General features: G+C 57.7%; 22 protein-coding genes. 14 read left to right on the top strand and 8 right to left on the bottom strand.

From position 1 onward, the window contains the following. Nucleotides 1–42 precede the first annotated feature (42 nt). A complete protein-coding gene (locus CYR55_RS07465) occupies nt 43–240 on the top strand; it encodes an AbrB/MazE/SpoVT family DNA-binding domain-containing protein (protein ID WP_101815515.1) in 198 nt (65 codons plus the stop codon). Between the two features lie 93 nt (nt 241–333). On the opposite strand, the gene CYR55_RS07460 is transcribed toward CYR55_RS07465, so the two are convergent. Continuing rightward, a complete protein-coding gene (locus CYR55_RS07460) occupies nt 334–858 on the bottom strand; it encodes a hypothetical protein (protein WP_146000961.1) in 525 nt (174 codons plus the stop codon). Nucleotides 859–1,295: 437 nt separating this feature from the next. On the opposite strand from CYR55_RS07460, the gene CYR55_RS07455 reads away from it, so the two are divergent. The 7 genes from CYR55_RS07455 to CYR55_RS07425 all read left to right on the top strand — a co-directional run bounded on the left by CYR55_RS07455 (nt 1,296) and on the right by CYR55_RS07425 (nt 7,975). Next, entirely contained in the window at nt 1,296–1,511 is a 216-nt protein-coding gene (locus CYR55_RS07455; protein ID WP_101815513.1) for a YegP family protein, read from the top strand. Nucleotides 1,512–1,678: 167 nt separating this feature from the next. Beyond that, on the top strand, nt 1,679–1,930 hold the full coding sequence (yefM, locus tag CYR55_RS07450) for a YoeB-YefM toxin-antitoxin system antitoxin YefM (protein WP_101815512.1): 252 nt from the start codon (nt 1,679–1,681) through the stop codon (nt 1,928–1,930). Nucleotides 1,931–2,369: 439 nt separating this feature from the next. Next, nucleotides 2,370–2,891, top strand: coding sequence for a fimbrial protein (locus tag CYR55_RS07445; RefSeq protein WP_101815511.1), 522 nt, complete (start codon nt 2,370–2,372; stop codon nt 2,889–2,891). 96 nt (nt 2,892–2,987) lie between these two features. Then, nucleotides 2,988–3,689, top strand: a complete 702-nt coding sequence (locus CYR55_RS07440) for a fimbria/pilus periplasmic chaperone (RefSeq protein ID WP_101815579.1) — start codon at nt 2,988–2,990, stop codon at nt 3,687–3,689. A 47-nt stretch (nt 3,690–3,736) separates the two neighbouring features. Next, nucleotides 3,737–6,316: an outer membrane usher protein LpfC gene (gene lpfC / locus CYR55_RS07435; RefSeq protein WP_101815578.1), complete on the top strand. Its 2,580-nt coding sequence runs from the start codon at nt 3,737–3,739 to the stop codon at nt 6,314–6,316. A gap of 17 nt (nt 6,317–6,333) precedes the next feature. After that, nucleotides 6,334–7,416, top strand: coding sequence for a fimbrial protein (locus tag CYR55_RS07430; protein WP_101815510.1), 1,083 nt, complete (start codon nt 6,334–6,336; stop codon nt 7,414–7,416). Nucleotides 7,417–7,420: 4 nt separating this feature from the next. Further along, nucleotides 7,421–7,975: a fimbrial protein gene (locus CYR55_RS07425; protein ID WP_101815509.1), complete on the top strand. Its 555-nt coding sequence runs from the start codon at nt 7,421–7,423 to the stop codon at nt 7,973–7,975. Nucleotides 7,976–8,029: 54 nt separating this feature from the next. Here the strand turns inward: CYR55_RS07425 and CYR55_RS07420 are convergent, their stop codons facing one another. The 5 genes from CYR55_RS07420 to CYR55_RS07400 all read right to left on the bottom strand — a co-directional run bounded on the left by CYR55_RS07420 (nt 8,030) and on the right by CYR55_RS07400 (nt 12,650). Beyond that, complete coding sequence (locus tag CYR55_RS07420) at nt 8,030–8,815, bottom strand: amino acid ABC transporter ATP-binding protein (RefSeq protein WP_101815508.1); 786 nt, start codon at nt 8,813–8,815, stop codon at nt 8,030–8,032. Beyond that, entirely contained in the window at nt 8,812–9,810 is a 999-nt protein-coding gene (locus tag CYR55_RS07415; RefSeq protein WP_101815507.1) for an amino acid ABC transporter permease, read from the bottom strand. Before CYR55_RS07415 ends, CYR55_RS07420 begins: the two co-directional genes overlap by 4 nt. Then, a complete protein-coding gene (locus CYR55_RS07410; RefSeq protein WP_101815506.1) occupies nt 9,807–10,703 on the bottom strand; it encodes an ABC transporter substrate-binding protein in 897 nt (298 codons plus the stop codon). The genes CYR55_RS07415 and CYR55_RS07410 overlap by 4 nt, the downstream gene beginning before the upstream one ends. Before the next feature lie 167 nt (nt 10,704–10,870). Continuing rightward, the gene (locus tag CYR55_RS07405) at nt 10,871–11,668 is read right to left on the bottom strand and encodes a deaminated glutathione amidase (protein WP_101815505.1); all 798 of its coding nucleotides are present in this window, start codon (nt 11,666–11,668) and stop codon (nt 10,871–10,873) included. Between the two features lie 13 nt (nt 11,669–11,681). Further along, nucleotides 11,682–12,650, bottom strand: coding sequence for a substrate-binding domain-containing protein (locus CYR55_RS07400; RefSeq protein ID WP_101815504.1), 969 nt, complete (start codon nt 12,648–12,650; stop codon nt 11,682–11,684). A 152-nt stretch (nt 12,651–12,802) separates the two neighbouring features. Between CYR55_RS07400 and CYR55_RS07395 the strand changes: the two genes are divergently transcribed. Continuing rightward, nucleotides 12,803–14,134, top strand: a complete 1,332-nt coding sequence (locus CYR55_RS07395; RefSeq protein WP_101815503.1) for an aminotransferase class I/II-fold pyridoxal phosphate-dependent enzyme — start codon at nt 12,803–12,805, stop codon at nt 14,132–14,134. 47 nt (nt 14,135–14,181) lie between these two features. On the opposite strand, the gene CYR55_RS07390 is transcribed toward CYR55_RS07395, so the two are convergent. Then, the gene (locus CYR55_RS07390) at nt 14,182–15,372 is read right to left on the bottom strand and encodes a sugar transporter (protein WP_101815502.1); all 1,191 of its coding nucleotides are present in this window, start codon (nt 15,370–15,372) and stop codon (nt 14,182–14,184) included. Between the two features lie 420 nt (nt 15,373–15,792). On the opposite strand from CYR55_RS07390, the gene CYR55_RS07385 reads away from it, so the two are divergent. After that, nucleotides 15,793–16,740 carry a sulfonate ABC transporter substrate-binding protein gene (locus CYR55_RS07385; protein ID WP_101815501.1) on the top strand — a complete coding sequence of 316 codons (948 nt, stop codon included), beginning with the start codon at nt 15,793–15,795 and terminating at the stop codon, nt 16,738–16,740. A 266-nt stretch (nt 16,741–17,006) separates the two neighbouring features. On the opposite strand, the gene hpaR is transcribed toward CYR55_RS07385, so the two are convergent. Continuing rightward, entirely contained in the window at nt 17,007–17,459 is a 453-nt protein-coding gene (gene hpaR, locus CYR55_RS07380) for a homoprotocatechuate degradation operon regulator HpaR (RefSeq protein WP_101815500.1), read from the bottom strand. A gap of 341 nt (nt 17,460–17,800) precedes the next feature. On the opposite strand from hpaR, the gene CYR55_RS07375 reads away from it, so the two are divergent. The 4 genes from CYR55_RS07375 to CYR55_RS07360 all read left to right on the top strand — a co-directional run bounded on the left by CYR55_RS07375 (nt 17,801) and on the right by CYR55_RS07360 (nt 22,153). Beyond that, a complete protein-coding gene (locus CYR55_RS07375) occupies nt 17,801–19,084 on the top strand; it encodes a fumarylacetoacetate hydrolase family protein (RefSeq protein ID WP_101815499.1) in 1,284 nt (427 codons plus the stop codon). Continuing rightward, entirely contained in the window at nt 19,081–20,535 is a 1,455-nt protein-coding gene (gene hpaE, locus CYR55_RS07370) for a 5-carboxymethyl-2-hydroxymuconate semialdehyde dehydrogenase (protein WP_101815498.1), read from the top strand. Before CYR55_RS07375 ends, hpaE begins: the two co-directional genes overlap by 4 nt. Nucleotides 20,536–20,602: 67 nt before the next feature. Then, nucleotides 20,603–21,676: a 3,4-dihydroxyphenylacetate 2,3-dioxygenase gene (gene hpaD / locus CYR55_RS07365; RefSeq protein WP_101815497.1), complete on the top strand. Its 1,074-nt coding sequence runs from the start codon at nt 20,603–20,605 to the stop codon at nt 21,674–21,676. A gap of 90 nt (nt 21,677–21,766) precedes the next feature. Continuing rightward, entirely contained in the window at nt 21,767–22,153 is a 387-nt protein-coding gene (locus CYR55_RS07360) for a 5-carboxymethyl-2-hydroxymuconate Delta-isomerase (protein ID WP_101815496.1), read from the top strand. The last annotated feature ends 5 nt before the right edge of the window (nt 22,154–22,158 follow it).

The following is a 22,158-nucleotide window of genomic DNA, read 5'->3' as shown; positions in this document are numbered from 1 at the left end:
CCGGGCTATCTTTGATTCCTTTACTCTGTAAGGAACCCGGCTATGCGCATTGTATCGGTATTCAGATATGGCAATAACCTGGCTATCCGTCGATGCCCAAACTTCGATGGTGGCAGCATCCTACGCGACGCTTCCCTGATTTTGCGACCGGTGAAACCCAGCTGGAGAACGTTTTTGCTGGAAGAAAAAGCAGATGCGGATTTTATGGCTGAGCGGCAGAATGTCATGGATGAACAGTGATTTAAGCCATGAATACCCACTTTTACTAAAAAGCCCCCTCAGCCCGTCGACTGCGGGCAGAGGGGGGCAGAAAAAGAGCCGCGTTGGCAGGTTTCACGCGAATTCAAAAATATAGTCAAAAAACGTGTCTTCCCTGAGCGGCATAATTTTCTTTTTATTGGCGCAATCAATCAGCCCCCATTCATCGAAGTCGGCCCGGCTGTCATTAAGGCGGCATTCAAACAGGTTTTTCTCCTCGCCGTTCATATGCAATGACACCAGAAGCCGCCCTTTTACCCCACCCAGGCAATACATGCCCAACGGCGTGATATGTAAGTGCTTCTCTTCATTAATCAGGGTCATGCCGGGGATCTGGTAGATTACTTCCGGGGCAATATGTTCAGTGAGGCTATTTTCCCATCTGTTGCAGTGAATCGGTGTATCACGAAACCATTTTTCGACGATCTCCAGCAGACGCAGGGTCTCCTTCCTGAACACTTCAATGTCATCGTGCAGGTTGTTGGCGACGGCTTTTTTGCTGTTTTTATGGGCAAGCTTTTTAAAAAACTTATTCTGAGCAGACATTATTCTCTCCTTCCCCGTATAAGGGGCGGTGAGTAAACGGGTAACCACCAGCAATCAAATTGACTCGTCCGCGATATCTGGTTCCCCTGGTATAAATACAGCACACTGATAAACATGCTGTATCAGCCATTAAATCACGCCCCTCCAGGGGATATTTTTTTACGCATCCGTTGGGATAAGTATAACTACCCCTTTTTGCGACAGAAACTAACCCGCATAATTTAGTTCAGATAATGGCGTTTAATGATTTATTTGAGATAAATGAGGCAGTTTTTCAGGGCAATGATGCCGGCGGCGAAGAGATAAACACCCTCATTTTTTATCAAAACATATTAGCCGGACTGTTCAATCAATGAAAATATTGTCATTCTGTATTTAGCGCTTCGCTGGCGTTATCTTTATCACCTACCTTAGCTTTCCTTTATCACGCTGCGTGCAATGCGGGCGGGTGAAGGGCGTAAAATCATTACCCACAGTAAACAGGACAAATTATGCAGCAATTACCCGTATCTTATTTCTATATTTACCAGGATTCGCGCCAGGCGTGGAATTGGCGCCTGATGTCGCGGCGGGGGCAGGTTATTGCTGTCAACCCCGCGGCCTATGACGATCTTGCTGTCTGTAAGGAGGACATTAAGCAAATGACGCTTGATACGGCGCTGGCCGTCTGTGTGGGGGACAATCACTATATGAGGAGCACGATGTAAGTTTGGTGGTATCCCTCGTTTTCACCGATCAGATACCGGCTTTCCTCGACCTTCCGGTAAAGCTGGTATTGTGTTGGAGGACAAGTGGGGTCAGCGCGCTATATGCGTGGTCTTATGCTCACAATCATTGTACAACGATTGCTCACATAACCTGAGGAGCATTTCCAATGCGAACCATCACCTATAGTGAAGCGCGACAAAATCTCTCAGCAACCATGGTACAAACCGTTGAGGATCAGGCCCCGGTGCTGATTACCCGCCACGATGGTACATCTTGTGTCTTAATGTCACTGGAGGAGTACAACTCGCTGGAGGAGACCGCGTATTTGTTACGCTCCCCAGCAAATGCCAAAAGGCTGATGAATGCCATTGAATGCCTGAGAAGCGGAGCGGGGACAGAAAGGGACATCGATGAATGAAATTAATTTTGCGCCTTCACATACCGCTATTCTCCCTCGCTGATATCCCCTTTTAGCGTTGCAGAGCGGCACCTTGCCCGGTAACGACGGGCATCCCTCCCCTATGTTTTTCAAGCAATACCCTACAAACATATAATTTGTCAATTACTCACAAATTATCCATTCTTGAAATCTATAATATCACGCTTTATTCACGCCCTTGTTTCATACAAATTTTCGATCGTTTTAATCTTATCGATCCACCAAATAAATAGCACTTATTAGAAGCAGTGAAATCAATGCATTAATAAGAATTAACCCACAGTAACATTACTATTAAAAATCTATAAATTGATATGCCTTTTCACTTCACTAATATACTCCCCGACTTTCCAGATACGCTTTCCCAAAATTGGGCATGGCGTCTTTTATGAATTGATTATTCACAGGATTTTTAAAAATGAAGAAAGGATTTGTTATTTCTGCCATTGCGGCACTGGTTCTGAGTCAATCCGCTTTTGCAGCGGATAACGGCGACGGCACCATCCGTTTTAAAGGCGAGATTGTGGATGCGCCTTGCGTGGTCTCCGCCGACTCCCAAAACCAGGAAGTTAACCTGGGCCAGGTAAAAACCACGACCCTAAAAGATCCAGGCTCCAAATCCCCGGCAAAAGCTTTCCAGATCAAACTGGAAGAGTGCGATATCTCCACCAAGCAAAATGTGCAGGTGCAGTTCGACGGCCTGGCAGATGATGACGGCCGCTTGCTGGTGAATAACGAAGCCGGGGCCGCCACCAAAGTGGCCATCGGCCTGTTCAACAAAGCCGGCGCGGACATTAAGGTAGGCACCGCCACGGCGGCTGAAACCCTGAAAGCAGGCCAGAACGTGCTCTATTACTCCGCCGCCTATGTCAGCAAAGAAGGCGGGGCAACACCGGGTTATGGCAATAGCCAGGTTGATTTCAATGTGACCTACAACTGATCACCCAAGGCGCACCTGACGCTAAGGTGAATCGCCATGTCCTGCGGGCAGCATAAACTTTTCATGCCGCCCGTTTATTTTATGCCGGGCGCAATCATGACACTGACCAAAAAACTCCTCTGCTCTCTTTTCTGTCTTCTCCCCCTTGCGCAAAGTGCTTATGCGGCCGGGGGCATCGCCATGAGTGCCACGCGCGTGATTTATCAGGCTGATAAAAAAGAGGCTTCACTTACCGTCAGTAACCGCAATGACAAAGAAGCGTTCCTGATCCAGGCCTGGGCAGAGGACGTCAGCGGCAATAAAAAAACCCCGTTTGTGATTACCCCGCCGCTGTTCCGCCTTGATCCCGCGAAAGACAATGTGCTGCGTATTGTGCACCTCGGCGCACCACTGCCGCAGGATCGGGAATCCGTTTACTGGATTAATGTGAAGGCGATTCCGTCCACCTCCGAGGCCAGCCAGAGCAAGAACGTGCTGCAAATTGCCGTGCGCACCCGGCTGAAGCTGTTCTACCGGCCGGTGGGGCTGCCGGGCAATGCCAATGACGCTTACCGCCAGCTGACCTTTACCCGTCAGGGCAATCAGGTGGTGATCCACAACCCCACGCCTTACACCCTGTCGTTTGATCACCTCGCGTTTGATGGCCGGGATGCCGGGCGCGTCCCGATGGTACCGGCCAAAGGCCAGGTAAGCCAGCCGCTGCCTGCCGGTATGCAGAGCGCGGCCACCGTCACCTATTCGGTGATTAATGATTTCGGTGCCTCAAGTGACACCCTGAATCAGCCGGTTAAATCCTGAATGACACCCTTTCCCTCCTTACCTGAGTGACCATCACCATGCAGCGGATGCAGAAGCCCCAACACCCGGCCTTTTGTCAGCGCTTTATACGTTCGGCCCTGGCGGTGCTGGTGGCCGGTGCCTGTGGCGCACAGGCCGCGCAGTTCAACCCGCGCTTTCTGGAAGATGTCGGTACCGGCGGCGCACTGGCCGACTTGTCGATTTATGAAGGCGCAACCGGTAAACAGCTGCCGGGGAATTACCGGGTAGAGATTGTCGTTAATGAGCGTAAGCATGAGGTGCGCGAGCTGGCATTCAGCGCCGCGACGGCCGACCAGCAGGCCGCCGGTGAATCCCTGACGCCCTGCCTGAGCCGGGTGCAACTGGCGGAGCTGGGGGTGCGGGTTGAGCGTTTCCCGGCGATGGCGGCGTACCCGGCCGAGGCCTGTGTGCCGTTTACGGAACAGATACCCAACGCCGCCAGCCATTTTGATTTCAACAACCAGACCCTGATCCTCAGCTTCCCGCAGGCGGCGATGGTGCAGACCGCCCGCGGCACGGTGCCGGAAAGCCGCTGGGATGAGGGCATCCCGGCGCTGCTGCTGGACTACAGCTTCTCCGGCAGTAACGGGCGTACCGACACCGACTACCGGGAGAACCGCTACACCGATGAGTGGGGCCGCGAGCATAACGACAGCAGCGGCGGGCGCAGCTACAGCAACGGCTACTATTTCAACCTGCGCAGCGGCGTTAACCTCGGTGCCTGGCGCTTGCGCAATAATGCCACCTGGAGCCGCTACGACGGGCAGACCACCACCGACAACCTCGGCACCTACCTCACGCGCAATATCGTGCCGCTGAAAGCCGATCTGACGCTGGGTGACACCTACACCTCCGCCGATGTGTTTGACAGCGTACAGTTCCGCGGCGTGCAACTCACCTCGGATGATGAAATGCTGCCGGACAGCCAGCGCGGCTTTGCGCCGGTGGTGCGCGGCATTGCCCGCACCAATGCGGAAGTGGTGATTGAGCAGAACGGCTACGTGATTTACCGCACCTTCGTGCAGCCCGGCGCGTTTGAGATTAACGATCTCTACCCCACCTCCAGCAGCGGTGACCTGACGGTGACCGTCAAAGAGAGCGACGGCCGTGAGCAGCGTTTCATCCAGCCGTTTGCGGCGGTCTCGATCCTGCAACGTGAAGGGCACCTGAAATACAGCGTCAGCGGCGGTGAGTACCAGGGCGGGAACTATGACTCCGGTAACCCGCAATTCCTCCAGGGCCATGCGATTTATGGCCTGCCGCACGGCATCACGGCTTACGGCGGCACGCTGTTCTCCGAAGACTATAACGCCCTCGCGCTGGGCGCGGGCATCAACCTGGGTAACATCGGCGCCGTCTCGCTGGACATCACGCAGGCAAAAAGCGACCTGGGTGACGGCCGCAACGAACAGGGCCAGTCTTACCGTTTTTTGTATGCCAAAAGTTTTGCCGACAGCGGCACCGACTTCCGCCTGCTGGGTTACCGCTACTCCACACAGGGCTATTACAGCTTCCAGGAAGCCACCGACGTGCGCAACCACGCCGACAGCGACTACGCCCGTTACCACCAGCGCAGTCAGTTACAGGGCAATATCACCCAGCAGATGGGGCGTTACGGCTCGGTCTATTTCAGCATGAACCTGCAGGATTACTGGGGCGATGACGGCACCCAGCGCTCCGTCAGCGGCGGCTATAACGGCCGCATCGGCCCGGTGAGCTGGGGCATGGCCTACAGCTATACGCGCTCACCGGACTATGACGACCCGGATCACCTCTTCTCCTTTAACGTCTCGGTGCCGCTGGGGCGGGCCTGGAGCTCTTACCGCATGACCAGCGATCTCAAAGGGCGCACCAATCATCAGGTCGGGCTTAGCGGCACCGCGCTGGCGCAGCGCAACCTGAACTGGAGCGTGCAGGAGGGTTACGGCTCAGACGGCGTCGGCAACAGCGGCAATGCCTCACTGGGCTATCAGGGCAGCAAAGGCAATATCGATCTCGGCTACAACTATGCGCGTGACAGCAGCCAGGTGAACTACGGCCTGCGCGGCGGTGTGGTGGTTCATAGCCAGGGCGTGACGCTGTCACAGCCATTGAGCGAGTCGATGATCCTGGTGAATGCAGCGGGCGCGGCAGGCACCAACGTCAGCAATAACAGCGGCGTGGCGCTGGACCACTTCGGCAACGCCATTATCCCCTACGCCACCCCCTACCGGGAAACCGAAGTCTCGCTGCGTACCGATACGCTGGGTGACAACGTGGACCTCAGTGAACCGATCCAGTACGTGGTGCCGACCCGCGGCGCGGTGGTGCGGGCGCAGTTCACCACGCAGGTGGGCTACCGGGTGATGATGACCCTGAGCCGGGCGGATGGCCGCGCCGTGCCGTTTGGCGCTACCGCCACGCTGGCGCAGAAAGAGAATGCGAAAACCCTTCAGAGCGGCATCGTCGGCGAAGAGGGCCAGCTCTATATGAGCGGCCTGCCGGAAAAAGGCACCCTGACGGTGAGCTGGGGCAAAGAGGCGGGGCAGCAGTGCAGCGCGCCGTACCGCGTCACGCTGTCAGACCAACCTGCATCGGTGGTCAGTCTGACCGCACGCTGCCAATAATTATCGAGGCTAAAAAGATGAAGTGGAAAATGTTCAGTGCGCTGGCAGCGCTGGTCACCGGATTGCTGGTGCTGAGTGCGCCGGTACGGGCGGTAGGGGATTGGGGGCCGTGTATTCCAGATGGCCCTGTACATGACTATCACGCAGAGATCGATAAAACCGTTTCTAACCCCGCAGAGAATTTCGCCGGGAAATCTATTCCTGGTTTTTATAATTGGAATCTGGGCGGTACATACTCTGCTACATGCCCCTGTTCCAATGATGAGTCACAGAAAGCCAATGTCTACTACTCTGGGGAAAGCACGCTACCACCGGGGCATACAGAAGGGGGGGTAACATTTTATAAGATAAATGAAAATCTGGAGTTTGCTGCAAAAGTCTTCATTTCGGGGGGTACCCAAAACTATTTTTACGTTCCTTTCCAGAATATTTCAAATAATACAAATAACCGGACTTCTTGCAATATAGCATCGAGTATATATGGAAGTGGTGCACAAGGCACTCTGGACCTTTATATCGCCAGGCCGTTCGTTGGTGAAAGTATTATTCCAAATACTACCTTGTTACAGATATATGGCGTCAGGGCCTGGAACAAAAGTACTATAATTCCTCCGCACGGTTCCATACCTATGGCTATGGTTACCATCAGTGGTAAAATTGTGGTGCCGCAAGGCTGCGAAATTCCAGCCGGGTACACCACCGAAATTGATTTTGGTGACTACAACGCCCGTGACTTTAAAAATAGAAACGGCGATATGCCCGCCAATGCCCGGATTATAGAAAAGAAACTCAATTTTAAATGCTCGAACATCTCGGACGGCGTACATATCTATTTAAAACTGGAAGGAAAGACCAACCCTAATAACACGGATGCGATCGATCTGGGTAACCCGGATATTGGCGCCATCGTTACCCGCAAAAGCGGCACCGTACTGCGCCCCGGCACTCATGATAATGTCGAGCTTGAGGTGGGGCCGCTTAACGGCGTTGACCGTGATGCCGGCGTAACCTTAAAGGCTTACCCGATCAGCACCACCGGCAAAATCCCGCAGAGCGGCGAGTTTGACGGCATCGCTACCCTTAGTCTGGACGTGGAGTAACGGGATGAAACGCACTCTGTTCCTGGCGGCCTGTGTCGCCGCCCCATTGTTCTCCCAGCCGACACAGGCGATGGAAAATATCGGCAAACCCGGCGAACTGCATTTTAAAATCCGGATTCTTCAGGGCACCTGCATACTCGCGGATAACGCGCTGGAGGTGGATCTCGGCACCCTTTACCTGCACCGCAGTAAAGGCCGGACCCGGGGAAGTGACACCCCCGGCAGCGTACTGGGCGAAAAGCCGTTTGCGCTGGAACTGGAAGAGTGCGGCGATGTGGCGCGTGCTTACGTCAAAATGGATGGCGAAGCCGACAGTGACGATGCCACCCTGTTCAAACTTAACGGCGGCGCGCGTGGTGTTGCACTGAAAATCAGCACCGTCGCCGGGAAACAGCAGCGCCCGCAACCCCTTTCCGCAGCGGAAGACGGGATACAGTGGAACCTCACCAAAGACCAGAACAACCGGCTCGACTACGTGGCGCAGTATGTGGTGACCCAAAACAACCCACAGGCGGGCCACGCCGAAGCACTGGTGAATTTCTCGATTACTTATGAGTAGGCCAGCAATGGCGCGGCGGCCGGAACAGGTGACACTTTTCCGGCCGCCGCTCCCTCAAATAAACCGGCTTAAAAAGGCGCGGGTGCGGGGGTGGCGGGGGTCAACCAGCACATCTTCCGGCGCGCCCTGCTCCACCACGTAACCGCGATCCATAAACACCACCCGATCCGCCGCTTCACGGGCAAACCCGATCTCGTGCGTCACCACAATCATCGTCAGCCCTTGCGCCGCCAAATCACGCATGGTGGCGAGCACCTCCCCCACCAGCTCCGGATCGAGGGCTGAGGTGGGCTCATCAAACAGCATCAGGGCCGGTTTGATCGCCAGCGCCCGCGCAATCGCCACCCGCTGCTGTTGCCCGCCGGAGAGATGGCGCGGGTAGGCATCCGCTTTGTCACTCAGCCCGACGCGGGCCAGCAGTTCATGGGCGTAACGTTCTGCCTCCTGACGGCTCTGCTTGTGGATGCCAATCGGCGCTTCGGTGATGTTCTGCAACACCGTCATATGGGGGTAGAGGTTGAATTGCTGGAACACCATGCCGATGCCGCGCCGCTGGCGGGCAATGGCCCGCGCACTCAGCCGGTGCAGGCGCTCGCCGCGCAGCTGGTAACCAATCTGCTCGCCCTGCACCAGGATATAGCCGCGATCCATCTCTTCCAGGTGGTTGATACAGCGCAGGAAGGTCGATTTCCCCGAGCCGGACGGCCCCAGGATCACCACCACCTCACCGGGGTTCACGTCCAGATCGATGCCTTTCAGCACATTGTTATCACCATAACTTTTATGTACGTTGCGCGCCTGCACCAGCGGCCGCACCGGATGTTGTTCAGGGTGGCTCATGCGCCCTCCTTATAAGATGTCCCTGGATGGGCAGGCACTGCCGGGGCGTCAACCGTGGGTGAACGGCGCCTGGTGGCCGGGGCGGAACGGCGCGTGCCGCGTGCGTAATAACGTTCAATGGCCGATTGCCCGAGGTTCAGCAAAGAGGTAATCAGCAAATACCAGATCACCGCGACCATCAGCATCGGGATCACTTCAAAAGTGCGGTTATAGACTGACTGCACCGAGTAGAGCAGGTCACCCATCGCAATCACGCTCACCAGCGAGGTCGCCTTGATCATGCTGATCAGCTGGTTGCCGGTCGGCGGAATAATGGAGCGCATCGCCTGCGGGATGATAATCCGGCGCAAGGCCCGCGCCCGCGACATGCCGAACGCCTGCGTGGTCTCGACCTGGCCGTTGTCCACCGACATCAGCCCACCGCGGATAATCTCCGCCATATAGGCCGCCTCATTCAGCGCCAGCCCGGCAATCGCGGCCGTCAGCGGCGTGATCAGGTCATTGGTGTTCCAGCGCGCCAGTTCCGGCCCGAACGGAATGCCCAGGCTGACGTAGGGGAACAGCGTGGACATGTTGTACCAAAAGATCAGTTGCACCAGCAGCGGCGTACCCCGGAAGAACCAGATGTATAACCCGGCCAGCCCGCGCAACAACCGGCTGTTGGAGAGCCGCGCCACCGCCAGCAACAGGCCGATGATCACCCCCAGCAACATGGACACCACCGTCAGGCCAAGCGTGACACCCAACCCCTTAATCACTGACGCTTCAGTAAACCACTGCGCCACCACCTGCCACTCAAAGTTCTTATTGGTGGCGACGACCCACAAAAAATAGGCGGCCAGGGCGATCACCACGGCCCATGCCAGCCAGCGGCCCAGCCCGGCGGGGGCGTGGGCGAACTCAACATTACGGTGCTGCTCCAGTGCCTTGACCGGGTATGCCTGCGTATCGCCATCCTTGATTGCCGGGTCTGGGCGAGACGTTTCTGTATTCATTGGGTCGCCTCTTTTGCCAGGTTAATGCCCGGTGCCTTGATCATATTATTTTCCAGGCCCCACTTTTTCATGATGGTGGCGTAGGTGCCGTTATCGAACAGGGTCTGGAACGCGGCCAGCACCACCTTGCTTAACGGCGAGTCTTTCGGCACCACCGCGCCCTGGAAAATGTCATGGAAGCCGTTTTTCTTGCCGACCCCGGCCAGTTCCAGCTGACCATTGGTTTTGGACACGAAATAGATCAGCGGCGCTTGTGAGGAGAAGAACGCATCGGAACGGTTGGATCGTACGGCCAGAATAGAGGTCGGCTGGTCCACAAAGGATTGCACGCGCACCGCCGGTTTACCCGCCTCGGTACAGCGGGTGGATTGCTTGCGGATCACCTGTTCCGCCGAGCCGCCCGCCATCACCGCAATGCGTTTGCCGCAGGTATCCTCCAGCCCGTTAATCTTTTCCGGGTTCCCGGCATGGACAGCGAACACCACAAACTCCTGCACAAAATCGATGAAGGTATTTTTGGCCTGGCGGTCCGGGTAATCCCCAATCGGCCCGAACCCTAACTGATAGCGCCCGGAGTTTACCCCGCTGAGCAGGCCGGACAAGCCGCTGACCGAGGCGTGGTGAATGGTCACCCCCAGCAGTTCGCCCATCGCCTTAGCGAGATCGGCACTGGCCCCCTCCAGCGAGTCGGTGCTGGTGGCAATCTCATACGGCGGGAACGAGCCATTGTTGACCGAGGTAAGCGTACCGGATTTCTGGATGTCAGCCGGCAGCATGGCGCGCAGCGCCGGATCCACGTTTTGCGCCGGCACCGTCACACTGTCGGCCGCAAAACCGGCGACAGAAAAACAGGCAGCGATGAGAACAGCAAGCTTGCAAAGGTGTTTTGTCATCTTCTCTCTTTCCTGTGTGGCTAACCGGCCAGGGTGAAAGCCCATTATCCGGCCTGGGAGTCTGTACATACCGCGGCCCGGTTTCGCAGGCCGCCTCTCTTTACCGGGCTGACCCTGTTAGCGAAACAACAGTGTTAACCGGTTTACATCTGCGTGTTTAATAGGAATTACTTATCCCGGCGCAGCTGTGGGGTGTCGAAACAACGATTTTCCAATACCGGCAAGACCTTCCGGGCATGCGCCAGCCGGGCTTTGTCCAGATCGGCAAATACCAGCGCCGGGCCTTCGGCAGCACGGGCAATCGCCACCCCGAGGGGATCGACCACCATGCTGTTGCCGATGTTGCGCTCACCGCACTCGCCCACCGCCACCATATAGGCGGTATTCTCCAGCGCACGCGCCGTGACCAGCACATCCCAGTGCGCTTCTTTCAGCGGCCCTTTTACCCAGGCGGCCGGCAATACCATCACCTCTGCCCCATCCAGCGCCAGCCGGCGCGCCATCTCAGGGAAACGCACGTCATAGCAGGTCATCAGCCCTACTTTAAAACCGGCGACCTCCACCAACGGCGGCACCTCGTTACCGGGCGTGACGTTTTTGGATTCCTGCATAGAAAAGGCGTCATAAAGATGCAGCTTGCGGTACTGCGCGATAATTTCGCCGTTACGCAGCGCCACCAGCACGTTCCAGGCGCGGCCATCGCCGGTAGGCGTGTGAACACTCATCATGGTGGTCAGGGTGTTGCCGCGGCTGGCCGCCAGCAACTCGCTGATAAACGGCCCATCCAGCGGTTGTGCCGCTTTCAGCACCAGATCCGGGTCAGCAATGTCACGCGCCAGAATCCCCTCCGGCAACACTAACAGGTCAGCCCCGCCTTCCTGTGCGCGGGCCATCAGCCCCAGGCAGGTTTCTGCATTAACCGGCCACTCGCGGGCCACGGCAAATTGTCCTAATGCCACTTTCATGGGCTCTCTCCTGTTAATAGGTGTGGGTAAGCGCATAGGCCGGGAACAGCTCAGCCGGCGTCAGGCAACGGGTGGTCACCCCCTGTACATGCAGTTCTGTACCGAAGTTGGCGATCATCTTTTCATTGGCGGCAAAGCCATTGGCATTCCAGTCCGGCGGCAGGTCGCGGGCGGTACGGCGCAGGTCGTCCAGCAGCCACGGGGTGGTGTCCGCGTATTTGGCGCGTTTATCCATCCAGACCTGATAAGCGCGATCAATCACCTCGCTTAAGGCCTGCGGCAACCACGGATGGGCATCGGCGATGGCCGGCTTCAACGCCAGCAGATGAATACCGGGGATGTAACCTACCTGATGGAAGTAATCGATCTCCGCCTGCCGGAAATCAGGCTGAAGCTGGCGGAAGCCGGAGCCCGGCGCGAAAAAGCCTTCCGGCATAAAGGGCGTGAACACCGCGTCCAGTTCGTCCTCTGCCAACAGGGCCATCAGCGGGCGCTCACCGGCTGCCGCCTCAATCCGGCCGGGGCGGCCAAAGCCGTTCAGGCGATCCACCACCGGGTGATCCTCCGTCAAGCGGCCGACAAACCATTGCGCGTCATCGATGCCGACCCCTTCCCGGCGCAACAGTGCGCGCGTCCAGGTGTTGCCGGAGTCCTGCCATCCGGTCAGGCCGATGCGTTTGCCTTTCAACTGGCCGAGCGTGGTCAGCGGGCTGTCGGCGGTGGTGATGATGCAGCGCTGGCGGAAGCCACGCATCAGGAAATGCGGCAGAGCCAGCAGATCGTTTTCGCCCCGGGCGCGCCCCTGGGCATAGCGGCTGAATGAGACCTCGCCGCCGTCGTAGGCGCTGTTGGTTGCCAAATCCCCCACCAGCGTACCGACCCGGTGAAGCTCAAGCGTAAAACCTTCCGGTGTGACATCCCCGAGCGCGAGGGGCGTTAAATAGTCCCAGTCCCGTACGGCCAATCTGAGTGTAATGGTCACATTGCTCCCCTGTAACTATGTTTATCTTGTTGATATTAAATAAATAATCTTTATCCGGTTAATTTATCACCGCGTTTTGATCGTTTTTTGATGCTAAATGTTTAGTTTTCTCTGTACAATAATAACTTTGTTACTGAACAAATGGGTTTCTTATGACCGGGATGATTGATGTCAACTGGCTGGCAGCGCAGCTCCAGAACCGCACCATGCGCGGTATTGCCCTCGATACGGCGGCGCTTATCCGCTCCGGCAGCATCAAGGTCGGTGCGCACCTGCCTTCAGTGCGGGATCTGGCGCAGGCGCTGAACGTCAGCCCGGCCACGGTATCGGCAGCCTGGGGCCAGTTGCGGCGGCAAAAAGTGATCGCCGGGCGCGGCCGGAACGGCATTTGGGTCTGCGGGGATCGGGTCTCGCCCCGGCCGATACGGTTTGAGCAGATAGGCAATTTTGGCGAGCATATCGTGGCCGATCTGGTGATGGCATCGCCTGACCCGGCCCTGTTGCCCGACCTCACCCAGGCATTGATCAGCGCGGCCCATACGCAAAATCTCCACAGTTACCAGCGCGAAGCGATCATGCCGGTACTGCGTGACGCCGTAGAGCCGAGCTGGCCCTACCGCGCCGGGGCCTTTATGGCCACAGACGGCGGATTCGACGGGATGAACCTGATGCTGCAAACGCTGATCATGCCGGGCTCGCAGGTGGTGATTGAAGACCCGACGGCCTCACGGCTGCTCGATATGCTGGATAACATAGGCGCGACGGTGCTGACGGTGGCGTGTGATGGAGAGGGGCCCATGCCAGACCAGCTGGCGGCTGCCCTGGCGAAGAAACCGGCGGCCTTTATCTACCAGCCGCGTACCCACTCCCATTGCGGCCACGCCGTGACAACGTCACGTTTTAATGAGCTGGCCACGGTGCTGGCAGGCTTTGACGGCTATATCTTCGAGGATGACGGGATAGGCGATCTCTCCGCGCATCCGGCGCGCAGCCTCGGCACGCACTACCCGGAGCGCACGATCCATGTGCGTTCTTACTCCAAGGTGTTCGGGCCGGATCTGCGTATGGCGGTGATGTCCGGCCCCGCCGCGCTGATTAAACAGATCCAGTCATTCAGGAACTTTGGGGTGGGCTGGAGCAGCCGCCTGCTGCAACACGCCACAGCCTGGTTATTGCAGGATGCACAAACGCAGAAAGGGGTGGCGGCGGCGCGCCAGGTCTATGCCGAACGCCGCGCTGCGCTGGTCTCGGCACTGGCACGCCGGGGCATCACCGTTCCGGCGCGGGACGGGCTGGCGCTCTGGCTGCCGGTGCCGTCCGAACAGTATGCGCTGGTGACATTGGCCGCCCGTGGCTACGCCGTGCTGCCGGGCAAACGCTGTTTGTTGGGCGAGGGGCAATTTATCCGCATCAGCACCAGCCTGATCAAAACCGAACAGGCAGAGGCCGTCGCCGAGGCGATTGCGCTGGCATACGGGGATTAACCGGGACAGAAAGGGGAATGCGCCGGGGCAGGCCCGGCGCAGAAACGTCAGCGGAGTTTCGCCTGTTTGCGCAGATAGAGCGCCAGCAGGATAAAGGTCAGCAGCCCAATCGCCGCCCCGGTTTCGCCGATATCCCCCAGCGCGGAGAACAGGATAATCTGGTTACCGAGCAGCGCGCCGAGGCCGATACCCAGGTTCACAATCGACGAGTAAATCGACATGATGATGTCCGGCGAGTTGGCGTCCGTCGCCAGCACTTTCACCTGGAATGACAGGTTCACCATCATGATCGCCATGCCCCAGAACACGCTGAGGATCAGCATCTCCAGTGCGTTGGTCGCCACAAAATTCAGCAGGAACATCGAAAGGGTAATCAGCGCAATCGACAGCATCAGCAGCGTGGTGGTGAAACGCTCGCCCATAAAGCCGAACAGCAGGCTGCCGATAATCCCCGCCCCGCCGAACACCAGCAGCAGCAAGGTGGTGAAGCCATCACCCATCTGGCCGATCTCTTTGATATACGGCTCAATATAGCTGTAAGCGGTGTAGTGCGCGGTGAACACCAGCGCGGTGAACACATAGAGGCTGAACAGCATCGGCCGGCGCAGCAGGGCCGGCACGCTTTTCAGTGACGCGTGGTGCTCACTCGCCAGCGGCGGCAGCAGTTTGTAGAGCATCACCAGCGTGACGACAGCGGACACGCCAATCGCGACGAAGGTCATCCGCCAGCCGAGCAGCTGGCCGATAATCCGCCCCAGCGGCAGGCCAAGTACCATTGCCAGCGCGGTGCCGGTCGCCAGCATACTCAGCGCCTGGGTTTTCTTGCTTGGCGGTGCCACGCGGATGGCGATCGAGGCACTGATTGACCAGAAAATCGCATGGGCCAGCGCAATGCCGATGCGCCCGGCCACCAGTATCCAGAAGTTCCATGCCAAGACCGACAGCACATGGCTGAGGATGAACACCACAAACGTCCAGAGCAGCAGGGATTTGCGCTCGACTTTACTGGTTACCAGCATCAGCGGCAGTGACATCAGCGCCACCACCCAGGCATAGATGGTCAGCATCCAGCCCGCCTGCGCGGCATCGATGTGGTAGGTTTGCGCGATGTCCGTCAACAACCCCACCGGCACAAATTCTGTGGTATTAAAAATAAAGGCGCTGATGCTGAGCAGCAGCACGCGGGACCACTGCACGCGGCGTGAAGTCTGGGGGAGTTCCGTAAAGGTGTCAGTCATGATGCAATCTACGCGTCCTACGCTGAAGTGAACAAATATTTTGAGAGTTTCATCGCAAAATTATAATGATTTTATTGAAGTCTAGACACAAGAATGTATCGCAGCAACCTGCGATAGCGCATTGATCTTAAAAAAGAGAATCGAAAAAAACCGCTGAAAAAGTGTACTCCCCGGCACGGCATTTTTATAAGGTCAGGAAGGGCGCGTTTTATTCTGCTGAGTGCCATTTACCCACTGCCCAACTATCTAAATCCATAAAAAGCATTTAGTAATTAGTCATATATTATTCCGATAAAGCCGTTTTCAATTCAGCCTCAGCTCGTCAGGATGGGGGCATTCCGTGCAGCGCAGCGGCATTTGCACGGTCGCCCCGTTTCCCAGAGATGAGATAAAAAAATGGATAAAAAAGGATTCCCCTCAATGTTCAGCGCGGTGGCCCTGGGGCTGGCGCTGACCGCTTCCAGCGCATCTGCGTTTGCAGCTGAAAAGCCCGAGACCGTGAATATCGGCTACCAGAAGGCCAATATCTTTGCGCTGCTGAAATACCGCGGCACGCTGGATGAAGATTTTAAAAAACAGGGAATTAAGGTGCGCTGGGTGGAATTCCCTGCCGGGCCGCAGATGCTGGAGGGGCTGAACGTCGGCAGTATCGACCTGGCGGCCACCGGTGATGCGCCGCCGACCTTTGCCCAGGCGGCACAGGCCGATCTGGTCTATCTTGGCCACTCCCCGGCGAACCCGAAAACCGAGGCGATTGTGGTGCCGGAAAACTCGCCAATAAAAACCGTGGCAGACCTGAAAGGCAAGCGCGTGGCGCTGAACAAAGGCTCAGACGTGAACTACCTGCTGGTCAGCGCGCTGGAAAACGCCGGACTGAACTACAAAGACATCACGCCGGTCTACCTGCCGCCCAGCGATGCCCGCGCCGCCTTCCAGCGCGGAGCGGTGGATGCCTGGGTGATCTGGGACCCGTTCTACGCGGAAGTGGAAACCCACGCCAAGGCCCGCCTGATTAAGAATGCAGAGGGGCTGGTGCCGCACTACACCTTCTACCTGGCCAGCCGCAAATTTGCTGACCACTACCCGGACACCGCCAAACAGGTGGTGGATGAACTGGCGACGCTGAGCAGCTGGGCGAACAGCCACCCGGATGACGCGGCCAAAATCCTGTCGCAATCCACCGGGCTGGAGCAGGCGATCTGGGCACGGGCGCTGGCGCGGATGCCGTTCGGCGCTGAACGCATGACGGCGGAAGTCTTTACCCAGCAACAGGCGCTGGCGGATAAATTCACCCAGATTGGCCTGCTGCCGGTCAAAGTAGACGTGCGCAGCGCCACCTGGTCACAGGACGCCGCGCTGAAGAAGTAAGGCCGCACAGAAAACACCCTAACGCGGGCGGCCGACTGGCCGCCCGCTCTGCTTACCCGCCATTGCCACTTGTTCCGTTTCTAATAACACAACACATGACGTATGGCGTCATCGCCGTTTTCTGGGGAGGTTACCGGCGCGTGATCTCACTTGCGCCACTTAGGGGCATGTTCAGCGAATGACGACAGGGATCACGGAAAGCTGTGGTGACATCAGGCGGCGACTGTCTTGTTTCCCTTATTGCAGATGTGCTGCCCCTACCCTCTTCAGCCGGTCAAATCCCGGACATCCTCAACAGGCGCCTCACCGGCCTGCAACGTATTGAACTCTTCCAGCAACGTTTTGAGCTGATCCATTTTTTGTTGGCCAAACTGCTGCTCGATCTGCCGGTAACCTGCCTCAATCTCATCACAGGCTTTTTGATACAGCGCCACGCCTTGCGGCGTCAGTGATGCAAAGAGTTTGCGCTGATCGTTCAGGGGCTTCAGCCGGAATACCAGCCCATCGCGTTCAAGGCGCGTCAGGATGCCGGTCAGGCTGGGGCGCAAAATGCACGCCTCCTGCGCCAGCGCATGAAAATCCAACGAACGGTGTTCAGCCAGAATACGGATGATGCGCCACTGCTGTTCCGTCAGGTTATGGCGGTTCAGGATGGGGCGAAAGTACCCCATCGCGGTTTCACGGGCCTGAAGTAACGCAATAGTCAGGGAATAGTACATATCAGTATCGCTTTATGGTCAGGGGCCAGGAGAAAAATGAAGTATACCTTTCACATCGCCCTGGCGACACCCCAATAATGACACGCTAAAAAACACCAAACCCATTAACAGGTTAATAGAGTGATACGCATCACAAATGCAATAACAAAAATATAACAAATTTAGACGCGCTTAAAATGTAACTCCTTGTTTTATAATTATAAAAATCAGTAAACCCCACGTTTTTTCTATGTTAAATCATCAAAACAAGCTATTGACCTTGTTCAATTCCCCGCGCTAATAATAACTCATTAACATGTTAATGAAGTGGCAATGGCGCCAAGTTGACTCAAGGAATCATGATGAAAAGGTCTGTTTTTGCCGTAGCACTCAACCACCGTTCGCAGACGGAAGCCTGGCATGATCGCTTCCATCAATCGCCCTACCAGACGCCGCCAAAAACGCCGGTCTGGTTCATCAAGCCGCGCAACACGCACCGCCGTGACGGCGACACCATCGCGTTACCCAGCCGGCAGCAAACATTCAGCGGCGGCACGCTGGCTGTCATCATCGGCCAGACCGCACGCAAGGTGGCCGCTGCCGATGCCGCTGCTTTCATCCAGGGGTACGCGCTGGCAAACGATCTCAGCCTGGCGGAAGAGAGCTTCTATCGCCCGGCAATTAAGGCGAAGTGCCGTGACGGCTTCTGCCCGATAGGTGAGCCGGCCCCCCTGAAAGACATCAGTGCGCTGGAGATCATTACCGAGGTAAACGGTGTCGGGAAGCAGCGCTGGTCCACAGCGGATCTTCACCGTAATGCCGCGGAACTGATCGCCGCGTTGAGTGATTTCGCGACGTTGCAGGCGGGGGACGTGATCCTGCTTGGCACGCCGCAGCAGCGCATTGAGGTGAACCCCGGTGATGAAGTGGTGATCCGCGCAGCGGGCCTGCCGCCGCTGCATAACCACTTCAGCACCCAGGCTGAGGCGCAAACCCAGCCGGAGGGGCATGCCACCCTGTTCGCCCTGGGCCTTAACTACGCCGATCACGCCGCCGAGCTGGAATTTAAAGCGCCGGAAGAGCCGCTGGTGTTCATCAAAGCCCCGAACAGCCTCACCGGCGATCACTGTGTCAGCGTACGGCCGGATAATGTCGACTATATGCACTACGAAGCGGAGCTGGTGGTGGTGATCGGCAAAACGGCGCGCAACGTCAGCCGCGGGCAGGCACTGGAGTACGTGGAGGGGTATACGCTATGCAATGACTACGCAGTACGCGACTACCTCGAAAACTATTACCGGCCGAACCTGCGCGTCAAAAGCCGCGACACCCTGACGCCCCTGCTGCCTGCCGTTGTTCCGCGCAGCGCCATCCCTGACGCGCAAAACCTGCAATTGAAAACCTTCATCAATGGCGAGTTACGCCAGTCCGGCAATACGCGTGACATGGTGTTCGATGTGCCTTTCCTGATCGCCTACCTGAGTGAATTTATGACGCTGCAACCGGGCGACATGATCGCCACCGGCACGCCCAAAGGGCTGGCAGACGTTAACCCCGGCGATGAGGTGGTGGTGGAGATCGAAGGCGTGGGCCGGTTAACCAACCGCATTGTGAGTGAACAACAGTTTGAGGAGAGCCTGAAGTGAAAAAGATTAATCACTGGATCAACGGCAAAAACGTTCCCGGCAACGACTACTTCACTACCACCAACCCGGCGAACGGCGAGGTGCTGGCGGAGGTCGCGGCGGGGGGTGAAAAAGAGGTGCATCAGGCGGTGGAAGCTGCCAAAAACGCCTTCCCCGGCTGGGCCAATACGCCGATGAAAGAGCGTGCGCGCCTGATGCGCCGCCTTGGCGAGCTGATTGACGAGAATGTCCCGGCCATCGCGGAAATGGAAACGGCGGACACCGGCCTGCCGATTCACCAGACCAAAAATGTGCTGATCCCGCGCGCGTCGCACAATTTTGAGTTCTTCGCTGAAATCTGCCAGCAGATGAACGGCCGCACCTATCCGGTTGACGACAAAATGCTCAACTACACCCTGGTTCAGCCGGTGGGCGTCTGCGCGTTGGTGTCACCGTGGAACGTACCGTTCATGACCGCCACCTGGAAAACTGCGCCCTGCCTGGCGCTGGGAAATACGGCGGTGCTGAAGATGTCGGAACTGTCGCCGCTCTCCGCCGATCGCCTCGGTGAACTGGCACTGGAGGCGGGCATCCCGGCCGGGGTACTCAACGTGGTGCAGGGCTATGGCGCGACGGCCGGCGATGCGCTGGTGCGCCATCACGATGTGCGCGCCATCTCCTTTACCGGCGGCACCGCGACCGGCCGCAAGATTATGCAGAGCGCCGGGCTGAAAAAATATTCGATGGAGCTGGGGGGTAAATCGCCGGTGCTGGTGTTTGAAGATGCCGACATCGATCGGGCGCTGGATGCCGCGCTGTTCACCATCTTTTCCCTGAACGGTGAGCGCTGTACCGCCGGGTCACGCATCTTCATCCAACAGAGCATCTACCCGGAGTTCGTCAAACGCTTTGCCGAGCGCGCCAACCGCCTGCGGGTAGGCGACCCGACCAACCCGGAGACCCAGGTCGGGGCGCTGATCAGCCCGCAGCACTGGGAAAAAGTCTCCGGCTATATCCGCCTCGGCATTGAGGAAGGGGCCACGTTGCTGGCGGGCGGCCCGGACAAACCGGCGGGCCTGAGCCACGGCAATTTCCTGCGCCCCACGGTGCTGGCCGACGTCGATAACCGGATGCGCGTGGCGCAGGAGGAGATCTTTGGCCCGGTGGCCTGCCTGCTGCCGTTCAAAGATGAAGCGGAGGGCCTGCGCCTTGCGAATGACGTGGAGTATGGCCTCGCCTCCTATATCTGGACGAAAGACGTCAGCAAAGTCCTGCGTCTGGCACGCAACATCGAAGCCGGCATGGTGTTTGTCAACACGCAGAATGTGCGCGACCTGCGCCAGCCGTTCGGCGGCGTGAAAGCCTCCGGCACCGGCCGTGAAGGGGGCGAGTACAGTTTCGAGGTGTTCGCGGAAATGAAGAACGTCTGTATCTCGTTTGGCGATCACCCCATCCCTAAATGGGGTGTGTAACCCACTCTCCCCGGCTGCCGGGGCAACCTATTCTGACCCTGAAGAGAACATTGAAGAGAACATCATAATGAAGACACCAACCCTGACCACCTCCCTGCCTGCGCCGGATGTCCTGCGCTGTGCCTATATGGAAATCCAGGTCACCAGCCTGAGCGCGGCGCGTGAGTTCTATGTCGATATCCTTGGCCTGCATGTCACCGCTGAGGATGAGAAAACGCTGTACCTGCGCTCGCTGGAAGAGTTCATCCATCACAACGTGGTGCTGCGTGAAGGCCCGGTGGCGGCGGTGGCAGCCTTCGCTTTCCGTGTCCGCGCACCGGAAGATGTGGACCGTGCCGAAGCCTATTATCAGGCGCTGGGCTGCAAAACCGAGCGCCGTGTGAACGGTTTTGTCAAAGGCGTGGGCGATGCGGTACGGGTCGAAGATCCGCTGGGGTTCCCCTATGAATTCTTCTACGACGTGCAGCATGTTGACCGCCTGGCCTGGCGCTATGACCTCTACACGCCCGGCGCGCTGGTACGCCTTGACCACTTCAACCAGATCACACCGGACGTGCCGCGTGCGGTGGACTATATGCAGGGGCTGGGCTTCCGCGTCACGGAAGAGATCCGTGATGAGAACGGCGTGGTGTACGCCGCCTGGATGCGCCGCAAAGCCACGGTGCATGACACCGCGATGACCGGCGGTGCAGGCCCGCGGATGCACCATATCGCTTTCGCCACCCATGAGAAACACAACATCCTGGCGATTTGCGACAAGCTCGGCGCGCTGCGCAAATCAGACATGATCGAGCGCGGGCCTGGCCGCCACGGCGTCTCTAACGCCTTCTACCTCTACCTGCGTGACCCGGATGGCCACCGCATCGAAATCTACACCCAGGACTACTACACCGGTGACCCGGACAACCCGGTGGTGAGCTGGGATGTGCACGATAACCAGCGCCGCGACTGGTGGGGCAGCCCGGTGGTACCGAGCTGGTACCACGAGGGGTCACGGGTGCTGACGCTGGACGGCACCGTGCAGCCCGTCATAGCGCGTGAAGACCCGGGCGAAGAGGCGGTCACTGTAGGCGCTGACGGTTTCTCCTACACGCGCAAAGGCGATACCGAGCAGGGTTTCAAGCTCGGCAACACGCTGTGACCGTCTCCCGCCCGGGTGGGCGGGTGCTGCGTACAAAGCCTAACCCCCCCTGTGCGCCGGCGTCTGCCGGCGCCTGAAACGGAGTCTCCCATGCCCCATTTTATTGCGGAATGTACCGATAACATTCGCGAACAGGCGCAACTGCCCGCGCTGTTTGCGCAGGTCAACCGCGCCCTGGCTGACAGCGGCCTCTTCCCGTTGGGTGGGATCCGCAGCCGCGCGCACTGGATCGACACCTGGCAGATGGCCGACGGCCGGCATGATTACGCGTTCGTGCATATGACGCTGAAAATCGGCCACGGCCGCACCGTAGAGGATTTACGCCCGGTCATCACCTCGCTGTTTGAGTTAATCACACGCCACTTTGCCGGTTTAATGGCGCAGCGTTATCTGGCGCTGTCGCTGGCGGTTGAGGAATTGCACCCGGTGCTGAATTTCAAACAAAACAATGTCCACGCGCTGTTTCGTAAGGAGTGATCCGT

It is taken from the genome of Chimaeribacter californicus (assembly GCF_002858675.1).
Taxonomy (GTDB): domain Bacteria; phylum Pseudomonadota; class Gammaproteobacteria; order Enterobacterales; family Enterobacteriaceae; genus Chimaeribacter; species Chimaeribacter californicus.
Note: the sequence above shows the minus strand (reverse complement) of the source record. Positions and strands in the feature narration are given on the sequence as shown.